General features: G+C 36.8%; 15 protein-coding genes and 4 tRNA genes. 7 read left to right on the top strand and 12 right to left on the bottom strand.

The window, feature by feature from the left end; translation table 11 throughout:
• Nucleotides 1–16 precede the first annotated feature (16 nt).
• Nucleotides 17–535 (bottom strand): GNAT family N-acetyltransferase, encoded by a 519-nt coding sequence (locus tag MHH76_RS03155; protein WP_020450286.1) that lies wholly within the window; start codon nt 533–535, stop codon nt 17–19.
• A 25-nt stretch (nt 536–560) separates the two neighbouring features.
• Complete coding sequence (locus tag MHH76_RS03150) at nt 561–1,013, bottom strand: MarR family transcriptional regulator (protein WP_035337124.1); 453 nt, start codon at nt 1,011–1,013, stop codon at nt 561–563.
• 109 nt (nt 1,014–1,122) lie between these two features.
• Between MHH76_RS03150 and MHH76_RS03145 the strand changes: the two genes are divergently transcribed.
• Both MHH76_RS03145 and MHH76_RS03140 read left to right on the top strand, forming a co-directional pair.
• Entirely contained in the window at nt 1,123–1,737 is a 615-nt protein-coding gene (locus tag MHH76_RS03145; RefSeq protein ID WP_035337126.1) for a YitT family protein, read from the top strand.
• A gap of 574 nt (nt 1,738–2,311) precedes the next feature.
• Nucleotides 2,312–2,965, top strand: a complete 654-nt coding sequence (locus tag MHH76_RS03140; RefSeq protein ID WP_035337128.1) for a hypothetical protein — start codon at nt 2,312–2,314, stop codon at nt 2,963–2,965.
• Between the two features lie 620 nt (nt 2,966–3,585).
• Here the strand turns inward: MHH76_RS03140 and MHH76_RS03135 are convergent.
• Nucleotides 3,586–4,881 (bottom strand): MFS transporter, encoded by a 1,296-nt coding sequence (locus tag MHH76_RS03135; RefSeq protein ID WP_339224558.1) that lies wholly within the window; start codon nt 4,879–4,881, stop codon nt 3,586–3,588.
• 97 nt (nt 4,882–4,978) lie between these two features.
• Nucleotides 4,979–6,364: a PLP-dependent aminotransferase family protein gene (locus tag MHH76_RS03130; RefSeq protein WP_035337132.1), complete on the bottom strand. Its 1,386-nt coding sequence runs from the start codon at nt 6,362–6,364 to the stop codon at nt 4,979–4,981.
• A gap of 452 nt (nt 6,365–6,816) precedes the next feature.
• Between MHH76_RS03130 and MHH76_RS03125 the strand changes: the two genes are divergently transcribed.
• Complete coding sequence (locus tag MHH76_RS03125; RefSeq protein ID WP_035337134.1) at nt 6,817–7,803, top strand: zinc-dependent alcohol dehydrogenase family protein; 987 nt, start codon at nt 6,817–6,819, stop codon at nt 7,801–7,803.
• Nucleotides 7,804–8,056: 253 nt separating this feature from the next.
• On the opposite strand, the gene cspC is transcribed toward MHH76_RS03125, so the two are convergent.
• A complete protein-coding gene (gene cspC / locus MHH76_RS03120) occupies nt 8,057–8,260 on the bottom strand; it encodes a cold shock protein CspC (RefSeq protein ID WP_003179166.1) in 204 nt (67 codons plus the stop codon).
• Nucleotides 8,261–8,880: 620 nt separating this feature from the next.
• On the opposite strand from cspC, the gene MHH76_RS03115 reads away from it, so the two are divergent.
• A complete protein-coding gene (locus tag MHH76_RS03115; protein ID WP_043054087.1) occupies nt 8,881–9,909 on the top strand; it encodes a fatty acid desaturase in 1,029 nt (342 codons plus the stop codon).
• A gap of 1,011 nt (nt 9,910–10,920) precedes the next feature.
• Here the strand turns inward: MHH76_RS03115 and MHH76_RS03110 are convergent.
• The 3 genes from MHH76_RS03110 to MHH76_RS03100 all read right to left on the bottom strand — a co-directional run bounded on the left by MHH76_RS03110 (nt 10,921) and on the right by MHH76_RS03100 (nt 13,842).
• Nucleotides 10,921–11,562 (bottom strand): glycoside hydrolase family 11 protein, encoded by a 642-nt coding sequence (locus MHH76_RS03110; RefSeq protein ID WP_023857845.1) that lies wholly within the window; start codon nt 11,560–11,562, stop codon nt 10,921–10,923.
• A 708-nt stretch (nt 11,563–12,270) separates the two neighbouring features.
• Nucleotides 12,271–13,314, bottom strand: coding sequence for a PIN domain-containing protein (locus MHH76_RS03105; RefSeq protein WP_043054086.1), 1,044 nt, complete (start codon nt 13,312–13,314; stop codon nt 12,271–12,273).
• Between the two features lie 255 nt (nt 13,315–13,569).
• A complete protein-coding gene (locus tag MHH76_RS03100; protein WP_043054085.1) occupies nt 13,570–13,842 on the bottom strand; it encodes a hypothetical protein in 273 nt (90 codons plus the stop codon).
• Nucleotides 13,843–13,954: 112 nt separating this feature from the next.
• Between MHH76_RS03100 and MHH76_RS03095 the strand changes: the two genes are divergently transcribed.
• From MHH76_RS03095 to MHH76_RS03085, 3 genes are read left to right on the top strand one after another with little or no spacing between them, the layout of a single operon-like run.
• Nucleotides 13,955–14,848 carry a S8 family serine peptidase gene (locus tag MHH76_RS03095; RefSeq protein ID WP_230459155.1) on the top strand — a complete coding sequence of 298 codons (894 nt, stop codon included), beginning with the start codon at nt 13,955–13,957 and terminating at the stop codon, nt 14,846–14,848.
• Nucleotides 14,849–15,655: an SAR2788 family putative toxin gene (locus tag MHH76_RS03090; RefSeq protein WP_052500248.1), complete on the top strand. Its 807-nt coding sequence runs from the start codon at nt 14,849–14,851 to the stop codon at nt 15,653–15,655. It begins immediately after the preceding gene.
• Between the two features lie 5 nt (nt 15,656–15,660).
• Nucleotides 15,661–16,191 (top strand): hypothetical protein, encoded by a 531-nt coding sequence (locus tag MHH76_RS03085; RefSeq protein WP_043054084.1) that lies wholly within the window; start codon nt 15,661–15,663, stop codon nt 16,189–16,191.
• Between the two features lie 222 nt (nt 16,192–16,413).
• On the opposite strand, the gene MHH76_RS03080 is transcribed toward MHH76_RS03085, so the two are convergent.
• From MHH76_RS03080 to MHH76_RS03065, 4 genes are all read right to left on the bottom strand, one after another.
• Nucleotides 16,414–16,497, bottom strand: a tRNA-Leu gene (locus tag MHH76_RS03080).
• Between the two features lie 20 nt (nt 16,498–16,517).
• Nucleotides 16,518–16,600, bottom strand: a tRNA-Leu gene (locus MHH76_RS03075).
• A 12-nt stretch (nt 16,601–16,612) separates the two neighbouring features.
• Nucleotides 16,613–16,688, bottom strand: a tRNA-Lys gene (locus MHH76_RS03070).
• A gap of 8 nt (nt 16,689–16,696) precedes the next feature.
• Nucleotides 16,697–16,771, bottom strand: a tRNA-Gln gene (locus MHH76_RS03065).
• Nucleotides 16,772–16,779: the final 8 nt, after the last annotated feature.

Below are 16,779 nucleotides of genomic sequence, written 5' to 3'. Positions count from 1 at the left end.
CCTCCTTTCAAAAAAGTTATAGGAGTGTTTTGGTCATGATCAAGTCCGTTTGTTCTTCATATCCCATATAAAAAGAGTGAGCACCGGTTTGAACAAACCCCATTTTCTTATAAAAAACAATTGCGTTTTCGTTTTTTTCCCATACGCCCAGCCAGATTTTCTTTTTATTCAGTTCCTTCGCAATTTCCATAGCTTTATTGAACAGATATTTGCCAAGCCCATGTTTTTGAAACTCGTTCTTGATATAAATTCTCTCAATTTCAAGTGATTCATCACCCATTTTTTCAGTTTGGGCCTCATCAGTATTGACCTTTAAATATCCAGCGATTTCATTGTTACAATAGACAAAAAAGAATTGCGAAGCTTTGTTGGATAGTTCTTTTTCTAATTGTGTTAAGTGAAACGCCTTTTCCAAATAGGCCTTCATATTTTCCGGCGAGTTCTGATGCTTAAATGTCTCATTAAAAGTTTCACAACCAATTTCTTGAAGCTTTTGTAAGTCTTCAAGGGTGCACCTTTTTATATTTACTGTCATTTCAATCTGCCGCTCCTTTATGCCGTCAATAATTTCTCTTGTTCCCCTTTTTCACAAACTCCCAGTCTTTTTCTACATTTTTTCTTACTCTTTGAAGAAGATTGAAGATGGTCTCCGCTTCCCCCTCGGAAAACCCCTCTAATGCCACACAATTCGAATGATCATTTTCTCTTTTTATAAAAGGAAATACCTCATTCCCCTTTTCCTTCGGAAAGAGTTTTTTTATTTTTTTGTTATATTCATCATCTCTCCGTTCAATAAAGCCTTTCATTTCAAGTTTTTTTATAGCGCGGGCTGCGGTGGTCCGGTCCACTTTAATCATTTCAGCTAACTTCTCCTGAATGATTCCCGGGTTTTCGCATATTCGGACAAGGTACAAATATTGCCCTTTTGTCAGGTCATGTTCTTTAAATTCGATATTGCTTATAGAATCCAAAGCCCGGGCAATCATCCCAATTTCACGAAGAATATCCTTCATCATAAACTCCTTTCGAACATGTTTTTGTTGCAAATACAACATAAATGGCGTACATTAAATATACCGAAATTTTGTTGTATTTGCAATAAAAATAAAGAGGGCGAGTTAAGTGAAATATGTTTTTTATGTATTAGGAATTTTAATCTTAACCCTTGGGATTGCTTTTACGATTCAATCAGATCTTGGCGCTTCGCCTTTTGACGCACTTTTGGTGGGACTGTCCATACATGTGGGGCTTACTGTGGGAAGTTGGGAAGTCATCATTGCTTTGCTATTCATAGGCTGCAATTCTTTTTTAAAAAGCCAAAGACCGGAAGTTTCAGGGATGCTAACGGCGTTTATAACGGGGATCGGCATTGATATGTGGCTTTTTTTCCTGCACTTTTTTATCACACCAGAACAATGGTGGAGCAAAGTGATTTGTTTTGGAATCGGCTTGGTTGTTACAGGTTTAGGAACCGCGACATACTTATACACAAATTTTGCTCCGATGCCAATTGACCGATTCACATTCATCATAAAAGAATTAACGAGAACCAACATATTTGTTTCGAGAACCATCATTTACCTCGTCTTCTTGACAGCGGCCGTCATCTTAAAAGGACCGATTGGCATCGGAACTTTATTAACCGTTTGTTTAGGAGGGCTTGTTCTTCATTTTTTTATGCCGTTTGCTGGAAAAGTATTGGGGCGCTTAATAACACATTCCGGTTCGCCACTATAAAGTTAAAAGCGTTCACTTCTTAACTACTGGCATTCCTTCTAATCTTTAATAATATTCAAATTAGGGAGTTATTTTAAATGAGGAATAAAATTTTGTAGGGAATAGTCTCTTTCACACTACTGACTGCTATATTAACTATCCCGATTGATCACATTCATTATGTCACTGTAAGATTAATATTAAAAAAAGCAGGAATATGCCTGCTTTAGCCTCCCAATATCATAGTTTTCTTTGACACCTCACCTTTATCTGAAAATGGATTATTTTTATTTTAAAATCAGAAAATTTTTCAATTTATTTACTATATAAATGATATCAAATTATAAAGAAACTATTTTATAAATAAATGTGATTAGACTGGCTACTCCAAGTACAGCAAAAAAAATCATAACCTTATTTTTATTCTCTTTACGGTACGTAAAAGATTTTATTAAGCATATTATACATAACAACAACAACAATAGAGGACTCAACAAATTTTCCAATGGCATAATTAGTATTAATTCTCCTTTTTATAGAAATTTATGATATACTTGCATTGTATAATATTTCTAAATGAATGGAGGATCTTATTTTGAAAGTTTTAGCAAAATCTCTACTTGTAGCTTCATCATTAACTCTAGCATTTCCTATATCTTTTGCCAATGCAAAGGAGCAAATTCAGGAAGAAATGCACACCAAAGGAACATTTATTATTGATACTGTTGCTACACGCACAGCAACAGTAACTGATGAAACAGGAGAAACTTATACAGCTGTTTATAACAAAACGACTGGAGATATTAAAATTACCTCAAAAAATTCTGAAGGATTACAAGGCTCAAAAGTAATAACTCAATCTATTGTTCAAAATAATTATCAAACTTCAACCAGCGGTTCATTTAGTATTACAAAGATTCCCGAGGGAAGCGGTGTAGGCGTCGGTAAAGGGGGATGGAAATATAGCCATACCCAATACGGGAGTACTAAAATAGCTCAAATTTATACAGGAGCTGTAGCAGCTGTTTTGGCTTCTATTACCGGAACTGCTATAGCTGCTGGCAGTGGCTTAGTTTCCTATTTTGCTGGTGTTTCACCTACTATGGCTTACTACACAAAAATTATATATATGAAAAAAGTTAAAGGTATATGGTATGAAAAGGACTATGTACAGTGGTACAAAGATAGTAATCGAAAGAAAAAAATCGGCAAAGAATACATTGTCTATAAAGATTATGTAACAGATTGAATTAAAGCAGGCATATTGCCTGCTTTAAGATTTTCCTTTCATTTTTATTTCTGGCGTTTTGTATAAAATTTCAAACGACCTGCCTGCACTAAAAGCTATTACTATAAAGAACACCCCTTCGTCAAAGAAATTTCAAGTCAAAAAATTTAAATGTTCAACGAGTACCGCTTTAAACAAAACAAATACTATATGATTATTTACGTGCTTTTATTAACAATTCAAAGAGAAAATCACAACCATAAAGGAACACTTGGGAATTAATAAAAAATACTTACAAATTAGATGTTTACTTTAAGTTAATGGACACCTTTAGACACAAAAACATATTTTTGTTGATTTAACAAAAACTAATATGGTCATCAAAACCCTTGGTATTCCTATGATGCAGCCGAGGGGATTTAAATCTTCACGAGGTTTCCCTCTGTAAAGCGTAGCCATATTTCCATTTCAGGCATTGCTGTGCATTATGCTCATTTGCATCATTTCATGTACACGTTGGGTGCAAACGGAAATAAACACCCAATGTTGATCTTCCGTTATTCAACTCGATCTCTAATGCTGTACATGCCATACCACATGTCAGCCATTTGTCTTGGACTCCCGAATTGAATGCATCCGGCTTATCTTTTACCTTCACGAGACCATGCCACCACAGGAATGAGTAATAAGGATAAAATTCCTCCAGTAAGTGATAATGTTAGATAACTTGAGCCTGCCACAACCATTCCGGACAATGCTCCGCCGGCAGCTCCTGACAACGCAATCAGAACATCCACCGTACCTTGTGTTTTCGCCCGTGTGGCCGTTTCAGTTGAATCAACTATCAGTGCAGTCCCGCTTATCAAACCAAAATTCCACCCTAATCCCAGCAAAGAAAGAGCAATTACGATAAGAACCATAGAATCTCCCGGTGCAAATGCTGCTATTAAGCCTGCCAGAAGCAGCGTAGTTCCAGATGCAATTGCCATTGCAGTACGTCCCAACTTATCAACAAGAACCCCTGTAACAAGTGAAGGGAGATACATGGCACCTATATGAAAGCCAATAACAAGACCGACAGCACCCAAGTCATGTCCATGATGTCTCATATGAACCGGTGTCATTGTCATAATAGCGACCATTACAATTTGGGTAAGAACCATAACTGCCGCACCAACGATTACGCCTCTTTTGTTTTCTGTGTGTTCAGTTGTTGTCAAATGTCCTTTATCACTTGGCTCTTGCTTGCTCGATTCGATTGTTCTTGCGATAACTAATGGATCTGGACGAAGCATGATGAATAGGACAACACCTGCTAAGATATATGCCGCCGCGGCTAAAATGAAAGGGCCCGCTAATGACGGAACACCGATAGAATGGGCGAAATCCCCCATCACATTCACTAAATTCGGACCCGCAACCGCGCCAAATGTTGTCATAACCATCGTCACACTGACAGCAGTCGCCCGCTGCTTACGATTTGCCAAGTCCGTACCCGCATAACGAGCTTGTAAATTTGTCGCTGTTCCAGCACCGTAAATAAGCAATGAAGCAAATAACAAGAAAATACTATTTATGATTGCTGCAATGATAACTCCTATTGCTCCAAGACCGCCAATCACAAAACCGGCTGAAAGGCCTGCACGACGACCATAGCGTTGAGAAAGTCTGCCTACAAATAAGGCTGCCCCCGCTGCTAAAGTAAATAAAGCTGTCGGGACCCCTGCGTAAGCATCCGTTCCGAGCATTTGCTGAGCAATAAGGGCACCGACAGTAATTCCTGCCGCCAGCCCTGCACCGCCAAAAATTTGTGAAACACTTACAACAAATAATGTACGCTTGTATAACGTTTTTTGTTTTTCTGGGGAATCAATGTAGCTTTTTAATGAAGCTGATTGAACGTCTAACGATTTTACACTTTCTTTGTGCAGCATGATCTAACCTGCCTTCCTTGATCAACCTCCAACTAGATTTGAATCATCATAACACGCGCAAAAAAACCATACAATATTGAAATTGTATGGCGGACAATAATTAGGCAAGATCGTTTAGCAAGCGCCTAAGGATTATTAATCCTTTTTCAAGCTCTTCGAGCGTTTCTGGTGCACATACAGAAACCCTTACCGCCCTTTCCGGACAACTATTCCCAACTACGAAGCGTTCAGCCGCATACACTTGCACTCCATGTTCAGCAGCTAATTTTTCAAATTCAGCACCTGTAATCCCACCCGGTAACAACAACCACCGAAAGATGCCTGTTTCACCACCTAAACACGTATAGTCAGCAAAATATCGATTTGCGATTTGGTTTCTGCAAATCGTTTGTTCACGATGCCCCTCAATTAAGACTTCAAATTGATTTGATACAATCGTGCGCGCAGCAAGTTCTGCTAATAGCGGGGAAACCGTTATATTTAAATTATAAAGCGCCCTCGAAACCGGCTCCTTAAATTGATACGGCACTGCAACATACGCCAGTCGCAGCCCCGGTGCCAATGATTTAGATAAACTTGCGATATGGATCACCTGTTCCGGCGCGAATGATGCAAGGGCTGGAAGTGGATTTTTGCCAAGAAGATGGTACGATGCATCTTCAATAATAAACAAATTATACTTTTTTGCAATTTCTGCAATGACCTTTCGATTCTCTACAGACATAAAGGAAGCTGTCGGGTTATGGTAATCCGGGATCAAATAAATGCCTGTAATGTTTTCATTTTTATAAGCATATTCAAGTGACTCCGGCTTCATTTCACCGTTCTCGGATTTTATCGGTACAATTTGCACACTTAGCATTGATGCAACAGTTTTTAATCCGGGATATGTATGATGATCAACACCAATGCGGTCTCCAGGCTTACAAAGACCCGCCAATGCGGCAGCGATCGCATTTTGTCCCCCATTTGCAAATAAAATGTGCTCAACGGTTGTTTCAAAACCGCCTCTTCGAATTAGCTTTACAGCTGCATCCTTTTGCCAAAGGCTTTCGCCCGCCCGGCCATAACCAAACCATTTTTCATAATCTGTCTCTTGCAGCATGCTGCTCAAATGGAGCATGAGCGGCTCGTAAGAAGCATGATCCGGCAGTGTTGCGCCCATTTCAATGAGCTTTGGCTTTGTATCCTCAAGTAAATACGCATTCGATAACGCATCATACGATACAAATGTGCCGCTCCCAACAGTTGCACTTAACAGGCCCTTTAACTCACACATTTTAAACGCCTTTGAAATGGTACTCAAATTTAAATCCAAATAATCAGCCAGTTCCCGCTGAGGAGGAAGTTTTGTTCCAGGCAATAAAACTCCGTTTACTATATCCTGCTCCAATTGCCTTGCAAGTGCTTTATAAATGGGCTTTTCAGTTTTATCAATCGATGGCTTCCAGCTCATCGGATAGTTTTCAAAAGAATTGATCGGCATGATACGCCATCCTTTTTTCGTTCTATTATATGGTTGTGCTGTTTATAAAACAATTATAAGAAATTACGGACAAGTTAGACTGCGACTTTAAGTAATAGGTACTAAATCGACAACATCAGGTGGAAGTCCGGCTTTTATAAATGCAGCAATTCATTTTTCTTGAATGTTGAACTTTTTCAATGTAGTTTGCTACTTTATAAAAACCGTTTTTCGCCTTTTTGGCATAATTGATGTTTAGGATTATCATGAGCGCCATAATATGAATTTCTTTTTGAGACAGTTGTCCTACAGATGGATAGCTAACAGTCTGGGTGATATTTCTTTGTTGTGTCTGCGCTGTAGTAGAAGCTGCACTTACACTAGGAGCTAAAAACAAAGACAATATTGACATAATCTCAAAAGAGTGCAAGTTTATTTATAGAAGTATTAAACTAAGGAGCCAATAACAAATCATGAATAATGTTTCATTAATATATAAGGAATTTGGTGATCCGCTTCAAAAATTACAGCTATATACCGGAGAAAAGCTTCCCCTTCAGCCAAATGAAATTCTTGTTAAAATGATTGCCAGTCCAATTAATCCATCAGATTTGCTTCCAATTAGAGGGGCCTATTCTCATAGAATTAAGCTGCCGGCTGTTGCAGGATATGATGGTGTGGGAATTGTCATAGATCAGGGCAAAGATGTATCACCATCATTGATTGGAAAAAGGGTCCTCCCTGTAAGAGGAGAGGGAACTTGGCAACAATATGTAACCACCAAAGCTGATTATGCAATAGAGCTGCCTCCATCAATAAGTGATCACGACGCCAGTCAACTGTATATTAATCCATTAACAGCCTGGCTAATTTGTACGGAATCATTGCGTGTTCAGCCGAATGAAATTGTGTTAATGAATGGCGGAGGTACATCTATTGCAGGTTTGTTTGCGCAAATTTCTACTATACTAGGATTCCGTTTAATTGTCATTACAAGAAACAGCCGCAAGATAGAAAAACTTCAAAAACTTGGGGCATGGAGAGTCATCGACGCTTCCAACGGTTCTATATATGAACAGATTTCTGATGCTTGCGACATCGGGGTTGACCATGCAATTGACTCTATTGGAGGAGAAAGCGGCGAACTGCTGGCGAGGACGTTAAAACCTGAAGGAACGTTTGTCAGTTATGGTCTGTTGTCAGGTATACCAAACGATTGGCGAAAGTTACACAATGTATACCATGTGTCACCACAATTATTCGCCTTAAGACTTTGGAACGAGAGACATTCCGTTTCTGAATACCGCAATCGCTTCTCGCAGGTGATTAAGCTCGTTGAGAGCGGAAGAATGGTCATCAATGCTCCAGAAAAAGTATATGATTTTGAAGACTTCTATGATGCGTTGAAGCATTATGAACAACCGGGTTTGAATGGAAAAATACTGTTGAACTTTGCATGAAGGAGATGTAACCAAAAGAAAGAAAAAGTAGTAGTTGTAATTGAAAAGAAAAATAAAAAATTTATATAAATTCCGCATTTTGTCAATCGATTATGTTATACTGTAAACAACCTTTGAAGCGTTAAATCTTTTTCTATTACCTTTTACCACCTCCCTACTCGAACGTTGAGTAGGGTTTTTTATTAAGCATTATACAGAGAACATAAAAAAACAGGCCCTATATATAGAGCCTGTTTGTATAAACGATTGAAGATTAAGCAGTTTTTTGAACGTTAGCAGCTTGAGCTCCGCGAGGACCTTGCTCAACGTCAAATGTTACTTTTTGACCTTCGTCTAATGATTTGAATCCGTCACTTTGGATTGCAGAAAAGTGTACGAATACATCGTCTCCATTTTCACGTTCGATAAATCCAAAACCTTTTTCTGCATTAAACCATTTAACTGTACCTTGTTCCATTTTTGTTGCCTCCTAGTGCGTTACCGCACATTGTATTACTATCCTTGCCCAAAGTATCATCAAGACGAAAAGTCAATATTCATACTATCCTTTACACCGAACAAAAATAATTCTTCTTTATCATAACAGGAAACGGAAATAATTGCAAATCATATTATCGTTTTATTCATGGCATTTTTTCTTAAACGTGTGGATAGCAGTGCAGAAGCGGTAGGCGTCAATTCTTCTGCATCAAATATATAACATGTCTAAGAGGTCTAATAGGTTTGAAAACCCCGTGAAAATGAATCGCGAGTGTCTTCAAACCTTTTTCTTTGCTAAAATTGATTTTCTTTAAAAAGCTCTGCTGTTTCTTGTTCATGATGTCTGTTCCTCAAACAATCAATGTTCACGGTCTAAAAAGAACAATTCCCATAGGGAAACAGGGAGAGAGTTTTGCCCGATAAAGAGCCGGGTATAATTTTCATACGCCTTTTGTATCCCGGCCAACTCTGCAAATCAGTTTCGAGTTTCCAATAAAGTGGGCTAAGAACGATACTTATATGATGTATGACACTGGGACTTCAAAGGCAATAAAACGTACACTTAGAAACTCATCAGGGAAGGGGAAACTTAAAAAAATGAATGACCAAAACCTAAAGACTTTGAGAAAACTGGTTACACCTTATGAAAACTCCGATTTACAAAAAAGTATTTCTCAAATCATTAACACATTGGCACCATTTTTCCTGTTATGGTGTTTGGCATATAAGAGCTTGTCGATTTCTTATTTCCTTACATTAGCTATTTCTATCGTTGCGGCAGGTTTTTTAGTGAGAACCTTCATCATCTTTCATGATTGCTGCCACTACTCCTTTTTTAAAAACAAAATGGCGAATCGAATCCTTGGAACAATTACAGGAATTCTGACTTTGCATTCTTTTGATCACTGGAGACGCGACCATTCTGTCCACCATGCGACAAGCAGCAACTTGGACAAACGCGGTACAGGCGATATTTGGGTACTGACCGTTGAAGAATATAAGGAAGCCTCAACTAAGACAAAAATAATGTACCGTTTGTACAGAAATCCGTTTGTTATGTTTGTGATTGGGCCGATTTACGTCTTCGGGATTACCAATCGTTTTAATCGTAAAGGGGCAAAACTCAAAGAACGGATGAATACGTATGTAACGAACGTGGGAATCGTCGCTTTGACAGCACTTTTATGCTGGGCTATTGGCTGGCAAAACTTCCTGCTGGTTCAGGCGCCAATTTTTATGATATCGGGATCTCTCGGAATTTGGATGTTTTATATTCAGCATACGTTTGAGGATTCTTATTTTGAAGAAGATGAGCATTGGGAATATGTAAAAGCAGCAGTTGAAGGAAGCTCTTTTTATAAGCTTCCAAAAGTCATGCAATGGCTAACAGGCAATATCGGTTTCCATCATGTTCATCATTTAAGCCCGAGAGTCCCAAACTATAAGCTTGAAGAAGTGCATAACAACATTAAACCATTGCAAAACGTTCCGACCATTACACTGGCAACAAGTCTTAAATCATTAAAGTTCCGCCTGTGGGATGAAGAAAGCAAAAAATTTGTTGGTTTTAGCCACTTAAAAAAAGCTTCTAAAAACCAAATATCAGTACACCTAAGAACGGATTAAACAACTAATCGATGATAACCGGCAGTGTATCTTGCAGAATAAAAGTGCAGACTCGCACAACGGTTTTGTGCAGAGGTCAGCACTTTTTTAGTGCCAAATATACTTGCAGATTCCACCACACGGTACATTTATTGCCGTATTTTCTGCAAAAAAATAATACTAAAGGTAATTAAACCCTCGGTATTATTGGTATGCGGCCGAGAGGACTTGACCCTCACGGGGTTGCACTATGCCCTCGATAAAGTGGAAGCTTATCACGATTTATGAAAGCTTGTTTTCATTGTATCTCTTTACACCAATTACATAAAACTTCATTGTTTTTTAAGAATTATGGAGTAAGCTTTTCAAACGAATTCCGAAGTTTACCAAAGTGGTTATTAAGATTTTTTGCTTTTTTAACATGGTCTATCCATGAGATTGATGACAAAAAAGAGATTTCACTATTGTCTTTTTTTTTCGTTAATTCGAACCCTCGACCGCTATCCTGGAGTTATTTTTATTTGACGGAATCCTCGATTGAACCCTTTTATATTTGTTGTAAAAGCTCGTGCCTTCACAACAGAAAAGTCTAAATATAATTCAATCCTTCCAATGATCGTATTCTGTACTTCTTGCTCGTTCTTTGTATTTATCAATTTGCTCTTCGGTTGAAAATTTTACAGAAAAATTAGCCGAAATAAAAGGAATTCCTCACTTTACGAATGAAGCAACTGAGGAATACTTGCAGGGTACAAATCAGATGGAATACATGCAAAAATCATTAATAGCGCATTAAAATAAAGCAGGCATATGCCTGCTTTAAAATTTATACTGGTTCAAATTCTATAACCTTGCTTTCCCTTTAATCCAGTGTTTTCCTATTAAGGCCTAAACAATCGTTTTCCCCACTCCGAGGAATACATTGGAATCCCAACTAAAAGACCGTCGCTTCTTAGTCACTCACATTAACAATGATTATAAAATGTCTCAAGGAACGATCAACAGCCGCTACCCCTGATTAAAGATGATCTTTTACCACACTGTTACGTTAGAACTTCCACTACTTTGATATCCCTCTGTCGCTAAGACTTGGTAAGACCAAATACTACCCAGATTCATTCCATGACTCTTCCATGCTTTAACATGATTGCTGAAAGTGATTTTAGCGTTGTTTCCAGTTGGTCTCTTAGACCGGCGAACACTCCAATATTGCGTAAAAGTAGAATGTTGGCCCTCAATGGAAGGTGCGTTATAACGTTTAGTTGTATATATGTCATATGTACCCCCATCACTGTATACAGTACCCTTATACGTTCCAGTAGGTCTATAAGTACCCCATGAATCCACTACATAATATTCTATGAGCGGTGATCTCGTCCAACCATATAAAGCCAAATATCCATTGCCATTCGGCGCCCAAACTCCGGCATTATAATTTATTGTTCTAGATGGCGAACCTTTAGTCCAACCTTTACCAACAACGAAATTTCCGGTATTAGACCAATTAACACTGTAATTCCCGCCAGACCCATTGACCGCGTTTACTGTTCCGCCCCCATCGGTCCAATTTTGCCAGTAGTCTGTACTAGCTGCAGAGGCGGTTGCCGAAAACAAGCTAATACTCATTAAAGCTGCCGTTAATCCAACTAAAAAATTCTTTTTAAACTTAAACATATGTTATCTCCTATAAAAATTATTCTGACTTTGACATGAGGTGGCACTCGTATAGATTAAAAACATTAATAATTACTAATGCCAAAGCTTTTGATCGTTCCCTTCAATATAATACCATGAATTCATGAGTGAATATCATAAATAAATGTAATTTAATTACAAAGACCTAAAAAATCACATTATAAGTGTTCTTGTAAAACTATAGCCTTATCCTCTTTTCGCAGAATCACAATTCTTGATTCTAAATCTGATGGAGTAATATCTGGAATTAATGCCCATTCGAATCGTTTCGTATGAAGGAGATATACATTAGGGATTGTGAAGTTACGGACACTTTTTTCGCAACAAACAAAAGGAAATAGCTGATAAATTAGATGACTTACTTTAAATTAGTGGAAACTTTTGGACACAAAAACACATTTTCATTGTAGAAACAAAAATACCAAGGGCGCTTAAACTCTTGGTATTCCTATAATGCGGCTGAGAGGACTTGAACCTCCACGGGGTGGCCCTCAATAAAGTGAAAGCTTATCACCATTTATGAAAGCTTATTTTCATTGTATCTCTTTACACCAATTACACAAAATTTCATTGCTTTTTATTAATTATGGAGTAAAAATGGAGAAAGCTTCTCTGGTGAATATCATCACCCGACTGCACCATTAACCTGGTGAAATCCCGAATTTTACCAGATCTTGTTCAAAACGATTAACAATAATCATTATAAATAAAGATTGGTTCACCATTATTAATTTGTTCAATTTCAAAATCTATATCTTCTTCATTCAACTTATTAAAATTCACATTTAATAAATCTATTTTCACTTCTATGTCTTCTGTTCTATGGTACTCTTCATCTTCGTATGTTTTCCAAAAATATTCCTTTGTTTCACTGTCATAAGGTGACGAGTCTTCATCAAATACACTACAAGATGCAATAAAATCAAATGAAATCTGCAAAACAAATTTAATTCTAGAGTCTTCAATTTCGGTTATTAAAGGTTCATCTATTAGTTCAACATCTCCTAACCTAACTTCATTAACATCCCCTTCAGTATCCAATAACTCAAACGAATGGTAAAAAAGATTCTCCTTAATCTCCTCTAAAATTTCATTTCGTTTGGAATCAAATAAGTTTACTGCTCTTTCATACCTTTCCTCGTCTTCACTTGATATTAAGTCCAACAATTTGTCAATTGAATTTAAGTATATCAACCTGTCATGTTCCTCACAGAACCTCTTCATATCGGAATCAGTACTAATAATAAAACAATTTTCATCTTCTTCTTCAAATTTGTTTATTATAGCACTTAGGGTAAATGCATCAGGAATTTCATCTTTTTTCTTCGAACTAAAGGGCGGAAGCTCGTTAAAATATCTAGAAAAAACATTATCAATATTAGCATTTTTTAATGGGATATCTTTGAACTCTGCATTATTTTTGAAACTTTCATACTTCTTTATTATTTCATCAAAAGCCTTATTTGCAGGGTTTTTTTCAATAAATATTGATTGAAATGGTGAAGTACCCCTCAACACGTAAGCCTTTTTTAAAGAATTAACTCGTTCCCTTGTTTCATCAACCCTTCGTTTTATATTTGAAAGCACCTCATTTTCTGTTATAGAAGTATTATAAAGAATTACTCTTTCTTCAGAAACTAAATCGATTAATGACTGAAACGTTTTTCCATCAAAATCAAAGTTATTTTGTATGTATATTGAAGTATCTAAAAAAACGTGTTTAGTTTGCACTAAAAAACCTCCTTTAAGTAAGAATATATTCTCCAAAAGAAATATATTTTCCTTTTTTTTATACATTTTTTAACTCATTTAAACATGTTTTCATGCTAAACCGTGTGCAATTCCTAACCGAACACTTCTATTTTCAAGTAGCTACCCTATCAGTAACCCGCACTTCTTTTTTTAATTGAGTATCAAGATCACTAATGATTACAGAAAACCCCACCCTCATGAGTATGACTAATAAGCAGATTGTCAATTTGAGTTTCATTTATCATTTCTCATTTTTTTGGCCATTACAACTTTTTGATAATACTTTGAGGAGCGAGCGACCTCTCTCCTCTTTAAAAGCACCACACCGACTTCAAAAGCAAATCCGTCAATGTCTCCATATATTTCATTCGATTTCAAAAAATCAAAGGCAGCATCAATTAAATCAAAGCAGTCTTGATTTAAATACAATCCCCTTAGCCTTTTTATTTTCAACAAATCAATAATTAAATTCTTCGAAATCATATAATTGATAGAGTTAAATGTCATCTTAATTTACCTTAATTGGATAATAAAAATAATTTATCCATAAATTATTGAAAATTACAATTTTACCGTATACAATTAATAATGTTGTATTTTGACGTTGGAGTGATAATTGGTGATAAAGAAAGGTATTGCTTCATTATGTTTATGTGTTCTATGTATAGTTGGGTGTGATGGAAATGAATCTAGTAAATTGACTTTATCAGAAACAGATTGTGAGAATAATTGGGCGATTTGTATGGTCTTTTCTGAGAGGGAGATTCAAATTAAAAAATCTGATCCGGTAAAAATTGCAGTTTTAGACAGTGGAATTAAACAAGATACCCCTGAAATCAAAAAGGCTGTTAAAAAAAGATATAATGCAATTGAGCAAAAACCTGTAACTAAACCGGTTTTTCCGCATGGAACAATGATCGCAAGCATAATCACCAATACAAAAATCAAAAATACTAAAATTGGGATTAACGGAAATGTAGAACTTTATGATGTACAGGTTTTAGATGAAAGGGGGCATGGTAAACCCGCTGATACTGTTGAAGGTATTCAATGGAGTATTGAACAGGGAGTCGATATCATAAATTTGAGTCTTGGCTTTTCAAAAGATGACCCACGTTTGAAGGATGCTATCGAAGAAGCTCATTCAAAAGGAATCATTATCGTTGCTTCAACTGGTAACACGTTGGGGATGTCCACAGACTATCCAGCAAAATATGAAAACGTTTTATCAATTTCGGCTATTGATAAAAGAAAAAAAATATTTGCTTATGCCGGCAAAGGTAAGGTTGATCTTGTTGCTCCTGGTGTAGACGTACCGGTAATTAATGCAGAAGGCTCTATCGAAAGACAAAGCGGAACTTCCTTTGCAACTGCCTATGTGACAGGAGTGATCTCATTATTGATTCAAAATGGACTTAAAAATAAGAACGAGATCATACTTAGAGCTGAAAAATTAGGAAAAGAGTCAACATACGGAAAAGGCCTGCTTCGATATAAAATAGGAGGAGATTAAATGAAAAAATATTTTATTTCACTTATTGTTTTGGCTTTATTTACAGCATATATACCAACAGGATTTGTGTTAGCACGTGAATTAAACGAGAGATCAGATGATCCCATTTATATAACATCTAATGAATCTGACGAAAATATTGAAACGACAGAAATTGATTTAGAAGAAGAACTGAATATTTCTGAAGATGAAGTAACTACTAAACAATTCACGGAAGATAATATTGATACTTATGAGTCGACATTAGATAATGAAGAAGTTTATTTAAAAAGTGTATTAGATTATAATAACGAAACTGGTGAAATAACAGTTAATGCGTTATTGAAGGATAGCTATGGGAACGATGTAGAAAAAAATTTTTCTATTATTGTATTAAGTTCAGATGGTACTGATCTGAAAGCGATTTTTATCGATGAAGACACTGGTGAACAATACAATGTTAATACTGCTCAAATGACTGCATCAGTTTGGCCAGTTGTTGGAGCTCTAATAGGTTTTATTGCAAAGCAAGGGCTGAAGCAGGCAATAAAAAAATGGGGACCTAGCGTTATTAGAGGAATGATAGCAAGTTCTGAAACAGTGGCAAAAGCAGTCGCTAAGGAATTAGGCTATTCTGCAACAAAATATGTATCTCATGGTGCCAAAGTTTATAAAAGAGTAAAGGGAAAAGGGCCTAAGTACATTACTAGAGATAAAGACGGACATAACGGCGGAGTTTGGAAAGGTGCCTCATCAGTCAAAAATTTAGGAAGTAAAAAGACTAGATCAGGAACTTACGATGCTGAATTAAGAAGAATAGGTGATTAAACATTATGGAAAGAACAAAGAAATTTCATATCGATTTCACAAAAAATAGTGTAGCCCCATTTTTTCAAGTTCTCCCTGATTTAAGAGTTAGATTCGGGGTAGAATTGTTTGAAAACGGAAAATTTAAATTACTTAAGAACATATTAAATGAGACACTGAATAAACCTGAAACACTCGACGTTTCTTTTATATCTGGTTATATAGTTAATGATCGCAGGTGTCGGGAGAAAACAAATATAGGGAAATATGTGACCATACACAACTGGTTAGAGACAATCGTTCATGATGAAGAAATTGGTACAAACGTTATTTTTGCAACTGTAAGAAACATTAGATTTGATGAGGCGTATCAATATATAAAAAGTGTAGCAAGAGGAATTAACACACCATACATGATTTTTTATAATGACAGCTATCTCGTCTATGTTAGTACCGATGTGCTTGACATTATTTCACATGATCAAAATCTTATACACAATTTAAAAAAACAATATGAAGAAGTGCATGATAAGTACTATGAAAACAAAGAGTATTGAACTAAAGCCCTCGAGTTGAGGGCTTTTTATGTTTCACAGAAGCACAACAGATTCCAAACTCCGTGCAAATCCTTCGATCCGAAGGAGCTTTTTCCTCTTCAAATAGCTCACAAGTTAAATGACTTATTTTTAACCAATTGGACACTATTTGGTCACAAGAATCAAAAAACTTGAAGAAACAAAAAAATACCAAGGGCACTTAAACCCTTGGTATTCCTATGATGCGGCCGAGAGGACTTGAACCTCCACGGGTTATTCACCCACTAGGCCCTCAACCTAGCGCGTCTGCCATTCCGCCACGACCGCATGATATGTTGTTTTTAAAGTGCGGGTGAAGGGACTCGAACCCCCACGCCGTAAAGACACTAGATCCTAAGTCTAGCGCGTCTGCCAATTCCGCCACACCCGCGTGAAAAAACAATGGTGAGCCATGAAGGACTCGAACCTTCGACCCTCTGATTAAAAGTCAGATGCTCTACCAACTGAGCTAATGGCTCAAATATAATGGCTGGGCTAGCTGGATTCGAACCAACGCATGACGGAGTCAAAGTCCGTTGCCTTACCGCTTGGCTATAGCCCAACATATGA

Origin of the sequence: Bacillus sp. FSL L8-0193, assembly GCF_037976065.1 — a bacterium.
Classification (GTDB): domain Bacteria; phylum Bacillota; class Bacilli; order Bacillales; family Bacillaceae; genus Bacillus; species Bacillus paralicheniformis.
This window is presented reverse-complemented; position numbering and strand designations above follow the sequence as displayed.

Bases quoted from the DNA above. Each gene is read 5' to 3' on its own strand.
- MHH76_RS03150 (WP_035337124.1), bottom strand. From the start codon at position 1,013: ATGAAGGATATTCTTCGTGAAATTGGGATGATTGCCCGGGCTTTGGAT.
- MHH76_RS03085 (WP_043054084.1), top strand. From the start codon at position 15,661: ATGGAAAGAACAAAGAAATTTCATATCGATTTCACAAAAAATAGTGTA.
- MHH76_RS03090 (WP_052500248.1), top strand. From the start codon at position 14,849: ATGAAAAAATATTTTATTTCACTTATTGTTTTGGCTTTATTTACAGCA.
- MHH76_RS03130 (WP_035337132.1), bottom strand. From the start codon at position 6,364: ATGCCGATCAATTCTTTTGAAAACTATCCGATGAGCTGGAAGCCATCG.
- MHH76_RS03115 (WP_043054087.1), top strand. From the start codon at position 8,881: ATGAATGACCAAAACCTAAAGACTTTGAGAAAACTGGTTACACCTTAT.
- cspC (WP_003179166.1), bottom strand. From the start codon at position 8,260: ATGGAACAAGGTACAGTTAAATGGTTTAATGCAGAAAAAGGTTTTGGA.
- MHH76_RS03100 (WP_043054085.1), bottom strand. From the start codon at position 13,842: ATGACATTTAACTCTATCAATTATATGATTTCGAAGAATTTAATTATT.
- MHH76_RS03125 (WP_035337134.1), top strand. From the start codon at position 6,817: ATGAATAATGTTTCATTAATATATAAGGAATTTGGTGATCCGCTTCAA.
- MHH76_RS03110 (WP_023857845.1), bottom strand. From the start codon at position 11,562: ATGTTTAAGTTTAAAAAGAATTTTTTAGTTGGATTAACGGCAGCTTTA.
- MHH76_RS03155 (WP_020450286.1), bottom strand. From the start codon at position 535: ATGACAGTAAATATAAAAAGGTGCACCCTTGAAGACTTACAAAAGCTT.